The sequence below is a fragment of the Gordonia sp. DT101 genome (assembly GCF_049844895.1).
Lineage (GTDB): Bacteria > Actinomycetota > Actinomycetes > Mycobacteriales > Mycobacteriaceae > Gordonia.
The window spans coordinates 860,545-876,205 of record NZ_JBNCLX010000002.1; the positions used below are offsets into that span (position 1 = coordinate 860,545).

The 15,661-nt window shown below is 68.6% G+C and carries 2 protein-coding genes (1 of these 2 cut by a window edge); both read left to right on the top strand.

From position 1 onward, the window contains the following. On the top strand, nt 1-8,124 hold the full coding sequence (locus tag ACLQ3I_RS10620; RefSeq protein ID WP_425801724.1) for an amino acid adenylation domain-containing protein: 8,124 nt from the start codon (nt 1-3) through the stop codon (nt 8,122-8,124). Beyond that, nucleotides 8,121-15,661, top strand: the beginning of a protein-coding gene (locus ACLQ3I_RS10625) for a non-ribosomal peptide synthase/polyketide synthase (protein WP_425801728.1). The gene runs 46,165 nt beyond the window's last position; the window shows 7,541 of its 53,706 coding nt (coding positions 1-7,541); it begins with the start codon at nt 8,121-8,123; its stop codon lies off the right edge, out of view. The genes ACLQ3I_RS10620 and ACLQ3I_RS10625 overlap by 4 nt, the downstream gene beginning before the upstream one ends.

Sequence of the window (15,661 nt, forward strand, 5' to 3'; positions counted from 1 at the left end):
ATGCACCCGGAGGATGATCGCGTAGCGGACGTCTCGGGGTACCAGCCACTCGCGCTGACCGCAGCTCAGCGGGGTATGTGGTTCGCGGAGAACCTGTCCCCGGATTACTCGGTGACGGTCGCGAATTATCTGGACATCCGCGACGACGACCGTCCGCTCGACATCGAGCTCTTCGCGCGTGTGGTGCGCGAGGTGGGTTGGGATCTGCAGTCCCCGTTCACCCGCATCATCGAGTCGGGCGGGGTGCCCATGCAGCTGGTCGACCCGACGGTCGACTTCACCCTCGCGGTCATCGATCTGCGCGACGACGCGGACCCGATGGCGGCCGCGTTCCGGTGGATGAACGCCGACTACCAGCGCACGATCGATCTGGTCACCGATCAACTCACGGTCACCAGCCTGATCCGCGTCGCCGATGACCGGGCGCTCTGGTACCTGCGCGCCCACCACATCGTGATCGACGGTTATGCCGCGCTCACGGCCATGCAGGAGACTCTCGAGCGCTACAACGCGGTCGTCGAAGGTCGGACCCGCACGGATCGGCCGCACGCATCGCTCGCCGACCTCGTCGCAGACGATCGCGCATATGCCGAGAGCACCCGGCACGAGTCGGACCGGGTGCACTGGACCGACCGGGCCGGTGACCTGCCCGAGCGGGTCAGCCTCGCGGTCAGCGCCGCCGTGGCCCCTCTGCATCCGGTCAACCTGATCGCCGGCAGCGCGCTCGACACGGCTCGGCAGGAAGTGTTGGAGGAGCGCGCAGCGCAGATCGGGGGTTCGCCCGCCGTCCTGCTGACCGCAGTGTTCTCCGCATATCTGGCCCGGATGAGCGGCACCGACGACGTGGCGCTGAGCCTGCCGGTGACCGGTCGCGCGACGGCACGGATCAAGCGTGCGGGCGGGATGCTCTCCAACATGCTGCCGATCGTCGCCCGCGACGTGACCGGTCTCACCACCGGTGATCTCGTCGGCCAACTGAAGCTGGAGATGACGGGGGCCCTGCGTCACCAGCGGTACCGGTTCGAGGAGATCCGGCTCGACGCCGGGATGGCGGACTCGAACACGGCATCGTTCGGGCCGATCGTCAACATGATGATGTTCGACAAGCCCATCGAACTCGCGGGCGCCCGGGTGGACTATCAGATCCTGACCTCCGGCATCCTCGAGGATCTCCGGCTCAACCTCTACCAGGCCGGCCCGGGCGAGCGTCTGGTCGTCGATCTGCACGGCAATCCGGAGCTGTACCGACAGGACGAGCTCGACCAGCACCTGCGACGGTTCCTGATCTTCATGGACCGACTGATGGCCGAGCCGAACACGCCGATCGGCGAGGTCGACCTGCTCTTCGACGGTGAGGCCACCACCCTCCTCGAGACGGGGGCCGGGCCGCGTGCCGAGCTGCCCGGCGACGACACCTCACTCCTCGACGACTTCGAACGGCAGGTGGCACTCACCCCCGACGCGGTCGCGGTGGAGTTCGAGGGCCGGACGTGGACCTACGGCGAGTTCGACGCGCTCCGTCTCGGCCTCGCCGGGCGGCTCCTCGACGACGGGGTGGCCGCAGGCGATCGAGTGCTGGTGTCGCTGCCGCGTGGCCTCGCGCAGGTCTGTGCGGTCTACGCGATCCTCACGGCGGGAGCTGCCTACGTGCCGGTGGATCCGGGGCAACCGGCCCGTCGTCGTGCGCTGATCGCGGACTCCGTGGGCGCGGAGGTCGTGATCGATGCCGCCTATCTGACCTGGGCCCGTTTCGACGACGCGCGCCCCGCGGCGCGGACCGCGCCGGTGGCAGCGCGTCGCGGCGGCGACGCCTCGGCCTATGTCATCTTCACCTCGGGCTCCACCGGCGTCCCCAAGGGGGTCGAGGTCACACAGCGCGCGGCGATCAACCGGCTGGGCTGGATGCAGGACGGCCATCCGATCGGCCCCGACGACGCGGTGCTCTACAAGACACCGATCACCTTCGACGTCTCGGTCTGGGAACTGTTCTGGCCGTTGCGAACCGGCGGTCGCATGGTCATCGCCCGACCGGACGGACACCGCGACCCGGAATATCTCGCCCGTCTCATCGAGGACACCGGCGTCACCACACTGCATTTCGTCCCGTCGATGCTCGATGCGTATGTCGACATCCTGTCGCAGCGCAACCGTGCCACCACGACGATGGATGGCATACCCGGCGCCGCAACGGTGTTCGGCCCCACCGTGCGTCAGGTGTTCACCTCGGGCGAACCGCTGAGCCGAGCCCTCGCCGACAAGGTCGGCGCCGTGAGTTCGGTTGATCTGTGCAATCTGTACGGCCCCACCGAGGCGGCCGTCGACGTCACCGAGCATCGGGTGACCGATCAGACGGGCCCGGTGCCGATCGGCCGCCCGATGGTCAACACCGACGTCCGAGTCCTCGACGTCCGTCTCCGGCCGGTTCCGATCGGGGTGGCGGGCGAGCTGTATCTGGCCGGCGCGCAACTCGCGCGTGGCTACGCGGGCCGGCCGGACCTCACCGCGGATCGCTTCGTCGCGGACCCGTTCGCGCCCGCGGGCACGCGGATGTACCGCACCGGCGACCTCGTCCGGTGGAACGATCGTCACGAGCTGGAATACTTGGGACGCACCGACTTCCAGATCAAGATCCGGGGTCAGCGGGTCGAGCTCGGCGAGATCGAGGCGGTACTCGCAGATGTGCCGCATGTGGACGCGGTCGTGGTGGTGGCCCGCAGCGACGACGGCGCCGGACCGATGCTGGTCGCCTATCTGCGTTCGAACTCGGAAACGGTCGAGGAGCAACGGGTCCTCGCGTTCTGTCGCAAGAATCTTCCGTCGCACATGGTGCCGTCGGCGGTGGTGGTCCTCGACGACTTCCCCGTCAACGCCTCCGGCAAGCTCGATCGGTCGGCGCTGCCCGCACCGACGACGGGCGCCGACGTGCCTTTCGAGGCGCCGGAGTCGGCAGTGGAGGTCGCGCTGGCCGATCTCGTCGCCGACCTGATCGGTGCCGACCGGGTCAGTCTGCGCGACAACATCTTCGCGATCGGTGCCGACTCTCTGACGGCCGCCCGTCTGGTGTCGCGGGCGCGGAACGAGTACGGACTGTCGTTGCGGTTGACCGACATCTTCGACAGCTCCGACCTCGGCGAGATCGCGCGTCGGGCCGACGACGCGGCCGACGCCGACCTGCCGGAGCTCGGCCCGGTCGCTGACCGCGCAAGCGTGATCCCGTTGTCCCATGCCCAGACCCGCCTCTGGTTCATCAATCGCATGGACCCGGCGGCGGCGACCTACAACATGCCGGGCGCGATTCGTCTCGGTCCCGATGCCGACCTCGATGCGCTGCGCGGGGCCGTGCTCGACGTGCTCGAGAGACACGAGGCGCTGCGGACCCGATATCCTTCTGTCGCCGGTGAACCGGTGCAGGAGGTGCTCCCGGTCGTCGACCTCGAGCATCACGCCGAGGTCGAGGTGCGTCCGGTGGTGGGAACCCTCGACGAAGCGGTCGCGAGCGAGACGGTCCGCGGCTTCGACCTGGTCGACGAGATCGGTTTCCGCTGGGCGGTGTTCGCCGACTCCGAGGGCTACGTCCTGGTGGTCGTCCTCCACCACATCGCCGCCGACGGCTTCTCCCTGCGGCCCCTCATCCGGGATCTGATGACGGCCTACCGGTCTCGCCGGGACGGCGACTCGCCCCGGTTCGCTCCGTTGCCCATCCAGTACGCGGACTTCGCCCTGTGGCAGCACCGCATGCTCGGCGACGTCGAGCACCCGAGTGAACTCCAGACCCGAGAACTCGACTTCTGGCGAGCAGAACTCGCCGGGATGCCCGATTTCCTGACGTTGCCCACCGATCGCCCGCGACCCGAGGTGGCAGGCGGTGCAGGCGATTACGTCGATGTGTCGATCGACGGTCAGCTCGTCGCGGGCATCCGGTCGCTCGCGCGACGGGTGTCGGTCACCCCCTTCGCCGTGATCCACGGCGCAGTGGCCGCGGTGCTCGCCCGTCTCGGTGACACCGACGATGTCGCCATCGGCACCGCCCTCGCGGGGCGGGACGACGAACTCACCGCCGATCTGGTCGGGATGTTCGTCAACACGGTGGTGCTCCGCACGCCGGTCGGCACCGCGACCACGGTGAGCGATCTGCTCGCCTCCGCGCACACGGCGCGGGCCACCGCCATGGCGCATGCCAACGTCCCGTTCGAGAGAGTCGTGGACGCGGTTGCACCGCAGCGCTCGTCGTCGCACACCCCGCTCTTCCAGGTCGCCCTGACGATGCAGTCGGACCAGTCCGGCGAGTTGCGGCAATGGGCCGATTCGACGGAGGTGATCGATGCCCGCGTCCCCGCAGCGAAGTACGACCTCGCCTTCTCCGTCACCGAGCGCTCGGCGGACGGGCCGCCGGACGACGTCCACTACGACGTCGAGATCTCCTATGCGACCGATCTCTTCGACGAATCCACGGTCTCGGCGATCGGCGATCGGTTGATCACGATGATGCAGGGGATGGTGGCCGATGCCGACGCACCCGTCGGCCAGATCGACCTGCTGCCGCCCGACGAGATCGCGGCGCTGTCCGATCGGTCGCCGTCGGCGGCCGCGCCGCAGACGCTGCGGGAGCTCCTGGCGGCCGGCGCGAACGCGGCGAACCCGGCTGCACCCGCACTGGTCGGTGACGGCTCGACGACCAGCTGGGACGTCTTCGAGATACGTACCAATCAATTGGCGCGCGAATTGATCTCGCGCGGCGCCGGACCGGGATCGGTGGTGGCCGTCACGATCCCGCGGTCCGCGCAGTCGGTGATCGCGACCGTCGCGGTCGCCAAGACCGGAGCCGCGTTCGTCAACATCGACCCTCGCCATCCGGCGGAGCGACGCGCCGACATGCTGTTCGACGCGGCCCCGGTCCTCGGCGTCACCGTCTGCGATGTCGCTGTCGATGCCCCGGGCGACGTCGACTGGCTCGTGATCGACGACGAGCAGATCGAGTTGCAGGTCGCCGGTCACTGCGGGACCCGGATCCAGGACGGCGAGCTCGTGTCGGCGCCAGGCCTCGACGACCTGGCCTACCTCATCTACACATCGGGTTCCACGGGACGGCCGAAAGCGGCCGCCGTCACCCATCGAGGACTCGCGAACATGATCGCCAACCAGCGCGGGACGCTGTCGGTGGGTCCGGCCGCCCGGGTCCTGCACGTCGCGTCGCCCAGCTTCGACGCATCGATCTTCGAGATCGCCATGGCCCTGTGTTCGGGCGGACGGCTCGTGGTGAGCCCGGCCGATGTCTTCGGTGGCGCCGAACTCGACGAGGTGATCGCCGGCGGTGGTGTGACGCATGCGGTCATGACCCCATCGGCTCTCGGTACGCTCGAGCCGTCTCGAGTCCGGAGCCTGTCGACCGTCGTCAGTGTGGGGGAGGCGTGCCCGCCGGACCTGATGCGTCGATGGGTCGGTGCCGGTCGTCAGTTCTTCAACCTGTACGGGCCGACCGAGGCGACGATCTGGGCGACCGCGGCGGGACCGATGCGCGCCGACGACGCGGTGACGATCGGGCCGGCCGTGTCCGGCGTGGGTGCACTGGTGCTGGATCGTGGTCTACGGCCGACGCCCGTCGGGGTGCCGGGCGAGCTCTATCTCACCGGTGTCCAGCTCGGACGTGGCTATCACGGCCGTCCTGATCTGACGGCAACCGCGTTCGTGGCGAATCCCCACGAACCGAACAGTCGTATGTACCGCACCGGAGACCGGGTTGTCCGGACGGCAGACGGTGCCCTGATCTATCAGGGCCGCAACGACTTCCAGCTCAAGATCCGTGGACAGCGGATCGAGCCGGGCGAGGTCGACGCGGGACTCATGGAACACCCCGGGGTGGCGAACGCCCTCAGCCTCGGCGTGCCCGGTCCTGCCGGCGAGACCGTTCTCGTGTCCTACGTGACGGCGGCCGACGGTGCATCGCCGTCACCGGCGGACATCCTCGATCACACCGCCGCGCGCCTGCCCGCCTACATGGTCCCGCAGACCGTGGTCGTCGTGGCGTCCTTCGACCTCACCCCGGTCGGCAAGATCGACCGCACGTCGCTTCCGCCGGTGGACTTCACGATGTCCAAGGAGTTCGTTGCGCCGCGCAGCGAGATGGAGGCGGTGGTGGCCGACGTCTTCGCGCAGGTCCTCGACGTCTCCCGGGTGAGTGTCGACGACAGTTTCTTCGAACTCGGCGGGAACTCGCTGTCGGCGACCAAGGCGGTGTCCCGCCTCGCGGGGGTCTTCGATCGCCGGGTCCCGGTGAAGGACCTGTTCGAGAAGCCCACCGCGGCCAAGTTCGCCGCACACCTGACGTCGACGATGACCGGCCGTTCGGCGCCTCCGCTGACCGCCCGCAATCGCGCCGAGATGGTGCCGGTGTCGGGAGTGCAGCGCGGCCTCTGGCTGCTCAATCGCGCCGACCCGGATGCGGCCAATTACAATGTCGCGCTGGCACTTCGACTGTCCGGCGAGCTCGACACCGACGCGTTGCGGGCCGCGATGGGTGACCTCGTCCGGCGCCACGAGTCGCTCCGGACGACCTACCCGATGGTCAACGCGCTGCCGATCCAGATCATCATCCCGGCCGAGGACATGGTCGACGATCTCGATCTGCGCGTCACCGATGTGGACGGGGACCTGACCGACGCGATCGCCCGGGTCACCGGCGAGGGATTCGACATCGTGTCGAAGGCGCCGCTGCGGATGTCGGTGCTGCGGGTGCGTCCCGACGAGCACGTGCTGGTGTTCGTGGTCCATCACATCAGCGCCGACGGTGCATCGATGGCGCCACTCGCCCGTGACCTGATGACCGCGTACGCGGCGCGACTCGGTGGGGCCGCACCGGCCTGGGTGCCGCTGCCCGTGCAATACGCGGACTTCACCCTGTGGCAGGCCGATCGGCTGGCGACCGCCGGTGACGACGAGGTCACCGAGGGGGATCGTCAGCTGCAGTACTGGGCGGAGCGGCTCGAGGGCGTGCCCGACCAGATCGATCTCCCGACCGACCGCCCGCGGCCGCGCACCCCGAGTTTCGAGGGGCGCACCGTCGAGTTCGAGCTGCCCGCGGATCTCGTCCGTGCGCTGGACTCGGTGGCGCGCGTCAACAACACCACTCTGTTCATGGTCACGCACGCGGCCTACGCCCTGCTGTTGAGCCGCATCTCCGGCAACGACGACGTGGTTATCGGCACGCCGTATGCGGGCCGCGGTGATTCCGCACTCGAGAACGTGGTCGGGATGTTCGTCAACACCCTGGCACTGCGGACCCGGCTGTCGGTCGGCGAGCGGTTCGGCACGCTTCTCGAGCGGGTCCGCAACGAGGATCTCGTCGACATGGCACACACCGATGTGGCCTTCGACCAGATCGTCTCACGCGTACTGCCGGTGGCGCCCACCTCCTACAACCCGTTGTTCCAGGTCATGTTCGCCTTCCAGAACATCGAGTTCCCCACGCTGGAACTCGAGGGTCTGCGCATCTCGCCGGAGGACGAGCAGCTCTCTTCGGCGAAGGTCGACCTGCAGCTGACGCTCTTCCCGAGCGATCCGGCGGGGCAGACGTCCGACGGTGCCATCAAGGCCCAGTTGCTCTACGCAACGGATCTTTTCGACGCGAGCACGGTGGAGCGGATCGCCGACTGGTATGTCCGGGTGCTCGAGGCGGTCGCCGACGACACGACTTGTATCGTGGGAGACATTGTGCTCGATCTCGCCGATGAAGCCACCAGCACCGCGCAGGACGCGGTCACCCTCGCAGATCTGGTGACCCGGGCCGCCGCGGCGGAGCCGATGGCGACCGCGGTCGAGCGGAATGGATTCATCATGGGCTTCGGTGACCTGGATGCGATCAAGACCGCCATGTCGGCCGGGCTGCCCGCCGACGATTCGAACGCCGGCCTCACGATGGCGTTGATGAGCAGCGTCCCGGACCTGGTCACGTCCGGTCCCGACACCCTCGACGCCGTGGTCCGAGAGCTACGGGTGCGCGCTGTCGAGGTCGTCGGCAACGATGGGGACGCGCCCGGCGCCCAGACGGTCGACGGCACCGTTGTCCCGGTGAGAGGCGAGGTCCCGGTGAGAGGCGAGGTCCCGGTGAGAGGCGCCGATCGCGCGTGACGGCCCCCGAGCACGGCCAACGGGACCTCTCCTCCGGATGGGGCCCCCGGCCATCCACCCTGCATCTGATCGCCGTGGCGGCCGCCACGGCGCCGGAGCAGACCTCCTTCACCGGTGCGGCCGGCCCCGTCACCTTCGGTGCGCTCCAGGCGCAGGTCGCGGCCACCGCGAGCGTGCTCGCTGCGAGTGGGCTCGACGCCGAGTCGGCGGTGGTGGGTACCGTCACCGGCCTGATCCCGAAGGCCGGGCTGGCGGCCGGTGAGATCGCCGCCGAGGCGAACCGGGTCGTGGACCGGGTCCGTTCGATCGCGTTCGAGATGTCGGGCTCCTCGGACTGGGGCTCGCTCCCGGGACTTTTCCGTTTGTCCGCTCATCGATTCGCCGATCGAACCGCGGTCGTCGATCTCGACGGCGCGGCCCTGACGTACCGGGAACTCGATGAGCGTTCGGACCGGCTCGCCGCCGGCCTCATCTCGGCCGGCGCCGGTCCCGAGATCCTGATCGGTGTCGCGATGCCGAGATCGGCAGAACTGATCGTCGCGTTGCTCGGCGTGATCAAGTCGGGTGCGGCCTACCTGCCGCTCGACCGATCGCATCCGCTCGAACGGCTGCAGACGATCATCGATGACGCCGGGCCGTTGCTCGTCCTCGCCGACGACGAGACCATCAAGGCCTGGCAGACCCTCGACGTCTCCCTGTCCACGGTTGCCGATGCCGGCAGCGATCACGGTGTCGATCTCATCCCGCAGCACATCAACGGGGCGCATCCCGCGTACGTGATGTACACCTCCGGCTCGACGGGCAAGCCCAAGGGCGTGGTGGTCACCCACGACGACGTGGTCACCCTGATGCGGTCGATGGGTGAGATGTACGACCTGTCCTGCGACGACGTATGGACGATGTTCCAGTCCTATGCCTTCGACGTGTCGGTCGGCGAGATCTGGGTGTCGCTGAGCTTCGGCGGCCGTCTCGTCGTGCTCGACTATTTCACGACCCGATCACCCGCCGACTTCGTGGAGGTTCTCGAACGGGAACAGGTCACCGTCGTCAACCTCACCCCGTCCGCCTTCTACCAACTGGCCGCCGCCGTCCGTCCGCCCGCGAACGGCGTGGTGGCGCCGTCGATCCGGTACATGATCTTTGTCGGTGAGGCACTCGACTTCGCGCAGGTACGCCGTTGGCACGACGACCGGCTCACGCTGGACGGCAACGCGGGACCGTCGCTGAACAACATGTACGGCCCCACCGAGGCGACGGTGTACATGACCCGACGGGAACTGACGATCGATCTCGTCGCGAACAGCCTGGCTTCGGACATCGGCGGTTCCATCCCCGGCACTCGCTGCTACGTGCTCGACCAGCGCCTCGCCCGTGTGCCCGAGGGCGTACCCGGCGAACTGTACATCGCCGGTGGGCAGGTCGCGCGTGGATACCTGGGCCGATTCGGCCTGAACGCAACACGATTCGTCGCCGACCCCTACGAGCCGGGGGCCCGTATGTACCGCACCGGGGATGTCGTGATTCCCCGGGGTGATGCGATGGAGTACATCGGGCGCAGCGACGCCCAGGTGAAACTCCGGGGATACCGCATCGAACTCGGTGAGGTGGAGGCAGCGCTCTTGGACGCGCCCGGAGTGGATGCCGCGGCCGCCGCGATCAAGCAGCGTGACGGTCAACCCGAGCAGATGGTCGGCTACGTCGTCGGGACCGGAACGGACGGCGGAGATCTCGACGGGACCGAGATCAGGTCCGCCGTCGCGATCAGGGTTCCGGACTACATGGTTCCCGACGTGGTGATGGTCCTCGACCAGCTGCCGCTCAATGTCAACGGGAAGCTCGATCGCAAGGCGCTCCCGGTGCCCACGCCGGCCGGCGCGATGGCGTACGTACCGCCGCGCGGCGAGGCCGAGCGCCAGATCGCCACGGTGTTCGAGGCCGTCCTCGACGTCGATCAGGTCAGTGTCGTCGAGTCGTTGTTCGGCATCGGCGGCAATTCACTGGTGGCCGCACAGATCGCCGCGAGGTGCAAGGACGATCTCGACCTGGTGGTGTCCGTCCGGGACATCTTCGAAGCGCCTACGGTGCGCGATCTCGCCGCGCGCGTGGCCGGCCGCCGGCACGTCCACCGACCCGAACTCGTCGCGACCGAGCGGCCGTCGCCGATCCCGCTGTCGTATGCGCAGCGGCGGATCTGGTTCCTGGCCACCCTCGACGCGGGCAGCCACGTCTACAACATCCCGCTGGTACTCAGGTTCCGGGGAGATCTCGATCCGTCGGCGCTCGACGGCGCGGTCCGTGACCTCCTCGGCAGGCACGAGATCCTGCGCACCCGCTTCCCGTCGACCGACGGCGTGCCCGAACAGGTCGTGCTCGGTGAGGGGAGCTACCGTCCGGATCTCCAGATCGATCCGGCGGTCCGCATCCCGGCCGACGACCCGGCCGCTGTCGACGCCGCCCTCGCGGGAGTGATCGGCGTCGGATTCGATCTCGAGACGGCGCCGCCGATCCGCGCACGACTGTTCCAGACCGCCGACGACGAATTCGTCTTCGCCCTCGTCGCCCACCATGTCATCAGCGACGGCGGGTCACTCACGCCGCTGGCACAGGATCTGGTGGCCGCCTACGGCGCCCGCCGAGGTGAGGGCGACGCAGATCGACCGCGACTCGACGTCCAGTACGCCGACTACACCGTCTGGCAACGACACGTCCTCGGTGAGCCCGGTACCCCCGATTCGCTTGCCGCGCAACAACTGGAGTTCTGGGAACAGGATCTCGACGGTGCGCCGGAACTGATCGCGCTGCCCACCGACCGGCCACGGCCGCCCGTGCAGAGCAATCGCGCCGACGCCGTGACCTTCGAGGTCGACGGTGAACTGTTCGCCGCGATCAGGCAGTTCGCGCAGGCGCACAACGCGTCGCTGTTCATGGTGTTGCACGCCGCCTGGGTATTGGTGCTGCACCGCCTGACCGGTGACCGTGACGTGGTGGTCGGCACTCCTTATGCGGGCCGTGGTGAGCGTTCGCTCGAACATCTCGTCGGCATGTTCATGAACACGGTCGTGTTGCGTACCCCCGTCGATCCGGCCCGCGGCTTCGGGGAACTGGTCGGGGAGGTCCGTGACCGGGATCTGGCGGCGCTGGGCAACGCCGACATCCCGTTCGACATGATCGTCGAGAAGCTGCAGCCGACCCGTAGCACCGCACATTCGCCGGTCTTCCAGGTGTTGCTGCTTCTCCAGGACGCGCAGGGCGCGCGGTTCGACCTGCCCGGTGTCACAGCGGAATTGGTCGAACAGTACCGCGACCTGACCGATCACGATCTCGCGATCACCCTGATCGAGGGTGGCGGTGGTGATCAGGTCCTCTCCGGTGTGATCGAGTACGCGACCGACCTCTTCGACCGTGAGACGGTCGGCGAGTTCATCGCGATCTTCGAGCGGATCATCCGGCAGGTCGTCGTCGAACCCGATCGTGCGCTGGGCGACCTCGAGGTGTTGGGCGCGGCCGACGTCGAGCGCCGCCGAGAACTCTCCGCCGGTGCGGTGGTGCCGGTCCGCACCGAGACGATCGCCGATGCGCTGGCGCGGCAGGCCGCGGCGACCCCCGATCTGCCGGCCCTGGTGTCCGACGGACGCACCCTGACCTACGGCGACCTCGCATCCCGGATCAATATCCTGGCAAGGGATCTCATCCGACGTGGGATCGGCCCCGATGTCGCGGTCGGCGTGTGCGTCCCGCGCTCGGTGGAGATGGTGGTGGCCATCCACGCCGTGGTCGCGGCCGGTGGACAATATGTGCCGATCGACGTCGCCGCCCCGGTGGACCGGGTCCGGTACATGCTCGACACCGCAGGTGCCGGGGTCGTATTGGTCGGCCCGGGCGCCCCGCCCGCGGCCGTCGTCGAGGCCGGCGCGGAGATCCTTGCCGTCGAATGTGATTCGGCGGTCGCCGGCGACGACACCCCCCTGCGCGACGACGAGCGCCACACACCTCTACGGCCGGACCACGCGGCCTACACGATCTTCACGTCCGGATCGACGGGACGGCCGAAGGGCGTGACCGTGTCGCACGACGCGGTGGTCAACCGGATGCGCTGGGGACTCGACGAATTGCCGATCGACACGTCCGACACGGTGGTGCTGAAGACGCCGGTCACCTTCGACTGTTCGGTGGCCGAGTTGTTCGCGCCGTTGATGGTCGGCGCCCGGCTGCTGGTGCTCGACGCCGACGGTCATCTCGATCCGGTGTACGTGGCCGAGCAGATCGCGAAGCACCGGGCGACCATGGTGCATTTCGTGCCGTCGATGCTGTCGGTGTTCCTCGAGGTCGCCGGTCCGGAACGGATTCGGTCGCTCGATTCGCTGCGCATCGTGTCCACCACAGGGGAAGCGCTCCCGCCGGCGGTGGCGGCCGAGACGCGGCAGTTGTTGCCCGAGGTGCTGTTCTACAACCTGTACGGGCCGACCGAGGCCGCCGTGGAGATCACCTATCAGCAGATCGACGATGTGGCCGCCTCGCTCGGATCGGTGCCGATCGGTGTCCCGGTGTGGAACTCGACCGCGCACGTGCTCGACGCACGACTGCACCCCGTGCCCAGAGGCGCTGCCGGCGAGCTCTACGTCGGCGGGATCCAACTGGCCCGGGGCTATGCCGCTCGACCGGAACTGACCGCGGAACGTTTTGTGGCCGATCCGTTCGGTCCGCCGGGGTCGCGGTTGTACCGAACCGGAGACCTGGTACGTCACCGAGGCGACGGATCACTGGACTACTTGGGCCGCACCGACTTCCAGATCAAGTTGCGGGGTCAGCGCATCGAGCTGGGCGAGATCGAGTCGGTGCTGGCATCGGCGCCCGGCGTGGTGCACGCGGCCGCGACGGTGGCCGCCGCGCCGGCCGGCGGAGATCATCTCGTGGCATACCTGGCGGGTGCGAGTGGTCAGCCGATCGACCTGGACCGGGTCAAGTCGGTGACGTCGGAGGCACTCGCGGAGTACATGCGGCCCACGGTCTGGATGGTCCTCGACGACATCCCGCTCAACTCGGCGGGCAAACTCGATCGCCGGGCCCTGCCGGAACCCGAGTTCAGCGCAGGGCAGTACGTGGCCCCGGAATCGGATGTCGAGGCGAGGGTCGCCGGTGTGTTCGCCGACGTGCTGGGCGTCGACCGGGTGTCGGTGACCGACAGCTTCTTCGATCTCGGTGGCAACTCGCTGTCGGCGACCCGGGTCGCCGCCCGGGTGGCCGACGCGCTCGGGGCGGACGTACCCGTGCGGTTGCTGTTCGACGCACCCACCGCACGTGAACTCGCCGAACTCGTCTCGGGCGCGGCCGGCCTGCGCGCCGGCCGTCCGGCACTCGTACCCACCGGGCCCCGAACCGAGCCGCTGCCACTGTCGTTCGCGCAGCAGCGGATGTGGTTCATCAACCAATTCGACACGACATCACCTGCCTACAACATCCCCGTCCTGCTCCGCCTGCGCGGCCCGGTGGACGCCGATGCCATGGGAGATGCCTTCGCGGATGTGGTGGCGCGTCACGAAGTGCTGCGCACTCGCTATCCGGCCGGTCCCGACGGCACGCCGCATCAGGAGATCTCCGATGTCGCGACGGCGACCCCGCTGTTGGACTGGGGGATCGGTGACGAGGTGCGGGCGCGTGAACTCCTGTGGCGCGGCTTCGACGTCGCGGGTGAATTGCCCATCCGGGCACGACTCGCGACGGTCGGCCCCGACGAACACCTCCTCGTGGTTGTTCTCCACCACATCGCCGCGGACGGGGAGTCCGGCCCGGTGCTCGCCCGCGACCTCGCCATCGCGTACACCGCACGCGCACAGTCACAATCACCGGCGTGGGCGCCGATGGCCGTGCAGTACGCCGACTACGCGATCTGGCAACGGGAAGCGCTCGGCGACGACCGTGACCCCGGTTCGGAGATCTCCCGACAGCTCGGGCACTGGCGGACGCAGCTCGCCGGGCTCCCCGACGTGCTGGAACTGCCCACCGATCACCCGCGCCCCACGGTGGCGTCGATGCGCAGCGGATCGGTCGAGTACCGGGTCGGCGAGGACATTCGTCATGGTCTCGATCAACTCGCGCGTGCCCACGGCACCACGAGATTCATGGTGGTCCACGCCGCGCTGGCCCTGCTGTTGGCGCGGTTGTCGGCAACATCGGACATCGCGGTCGCCACGCCGGTCGCCGGTCGCGGCGACGTCGCCCTCGACGACCTCGTCGGCATGTTCGTGAACACGCTGGTGCTGCGCACCGAGGTGACCCCCGATCAGTCGCTGGCGGAACTGCTGGGCCAGGTGCGGCGCGTCGATCTCGACGCCTTCTCGCACGCCGACGTGCCGTTCGAACGGGTCGTCGAGGCACTGGACCCGGTGCGGTCGGAATCGTTCGAACCGCTCGCCCAGGTGTTGCTCGTCCTCGATCAGAGCGGGCTCGGTCCGAGTGCGGTCGGCGAGCTCGAGATCACTGCCGAGGATCCGGGTGCCGACGCCGCCAAGTTCGACCTCACGGTCGGGATGACCGAGACCGACGAGGGCGCGATCACCGGCAAGATCATCTATGCCACAGATCTTTTCGACCACGCCGGCGCCGAACGCATCGCCTCCGCATTCCGCAGCCTGCTGATCGAGATCTCCGTGGCGGCCTCGGCCGGAGCCGATCCCGCCGTCGGTGATCTCGCTCTCGTCGACGAGGCCGAGGCGTCGCGCCGCGTGGCAGACGCCACCGGGTCGCGCGTCGAACTGCCGACACAGGTCCTGCCCGAGGCCCTGAGCGAATTCGCCTCACGCCACCCGGGCGCCCCGGCGCTGCTGTTCGACGACCGCGTCCTCGACCACGCCGAGTTCGCCGCCCGGGTGAACATGCTGGCCCGAACGCTGATCTCGCTCGGTGTGGGGCCGGACGTGGCGGTGGCCGTGTGCATTCCGCGGTCGGTCGAGATGGTCGTCGCGATCCACGCGGTGGTGACCGCTGGCGGACAGTACGTCCCGATCGACACCGAGGCGCCCGCCGAGCGCGCCGACTACATCATCGACACCGCCGGTGCGGCGGTACTTCTCGTCGATCCGGGTGCCCCTCCGGAGCCCGTTTCCGCCAATGCGACGCCCGTCGTGGTGGTCGACGCCGATCGCCCGGTCGACCTCGATGCTCCCGACGCGCAGCCGGTGTCGGACGCCGATCGCACCGGGCCGCTGCATCCCGACCACGCTGTCTACACGATCTTCACCTCCGGTTCCACCGGCCGGCCGAAGGGTGTGACGGTCAGTCACCGCTCGGTGCTCAACCGGTTGCGGTGGGGTCTGGCGAGCTTCCCGTTCGGCACCGACGACACGGTGATCCTCAAGACGCCCTACACCTTCGACGTCTCGGTACCGGAATTGTTCGCGCCGCTGATCGCCGGTGCACGACTCCTCGTCGCGCGCCATGGGGGACACACCGACCCGACCTACCTCGCCGAGGTGCTGTCGGCGCACCGGGTGACGTCGGTGCATTTCGTGCCGTCGATGCTGTCGGTGTTCCTCGATGT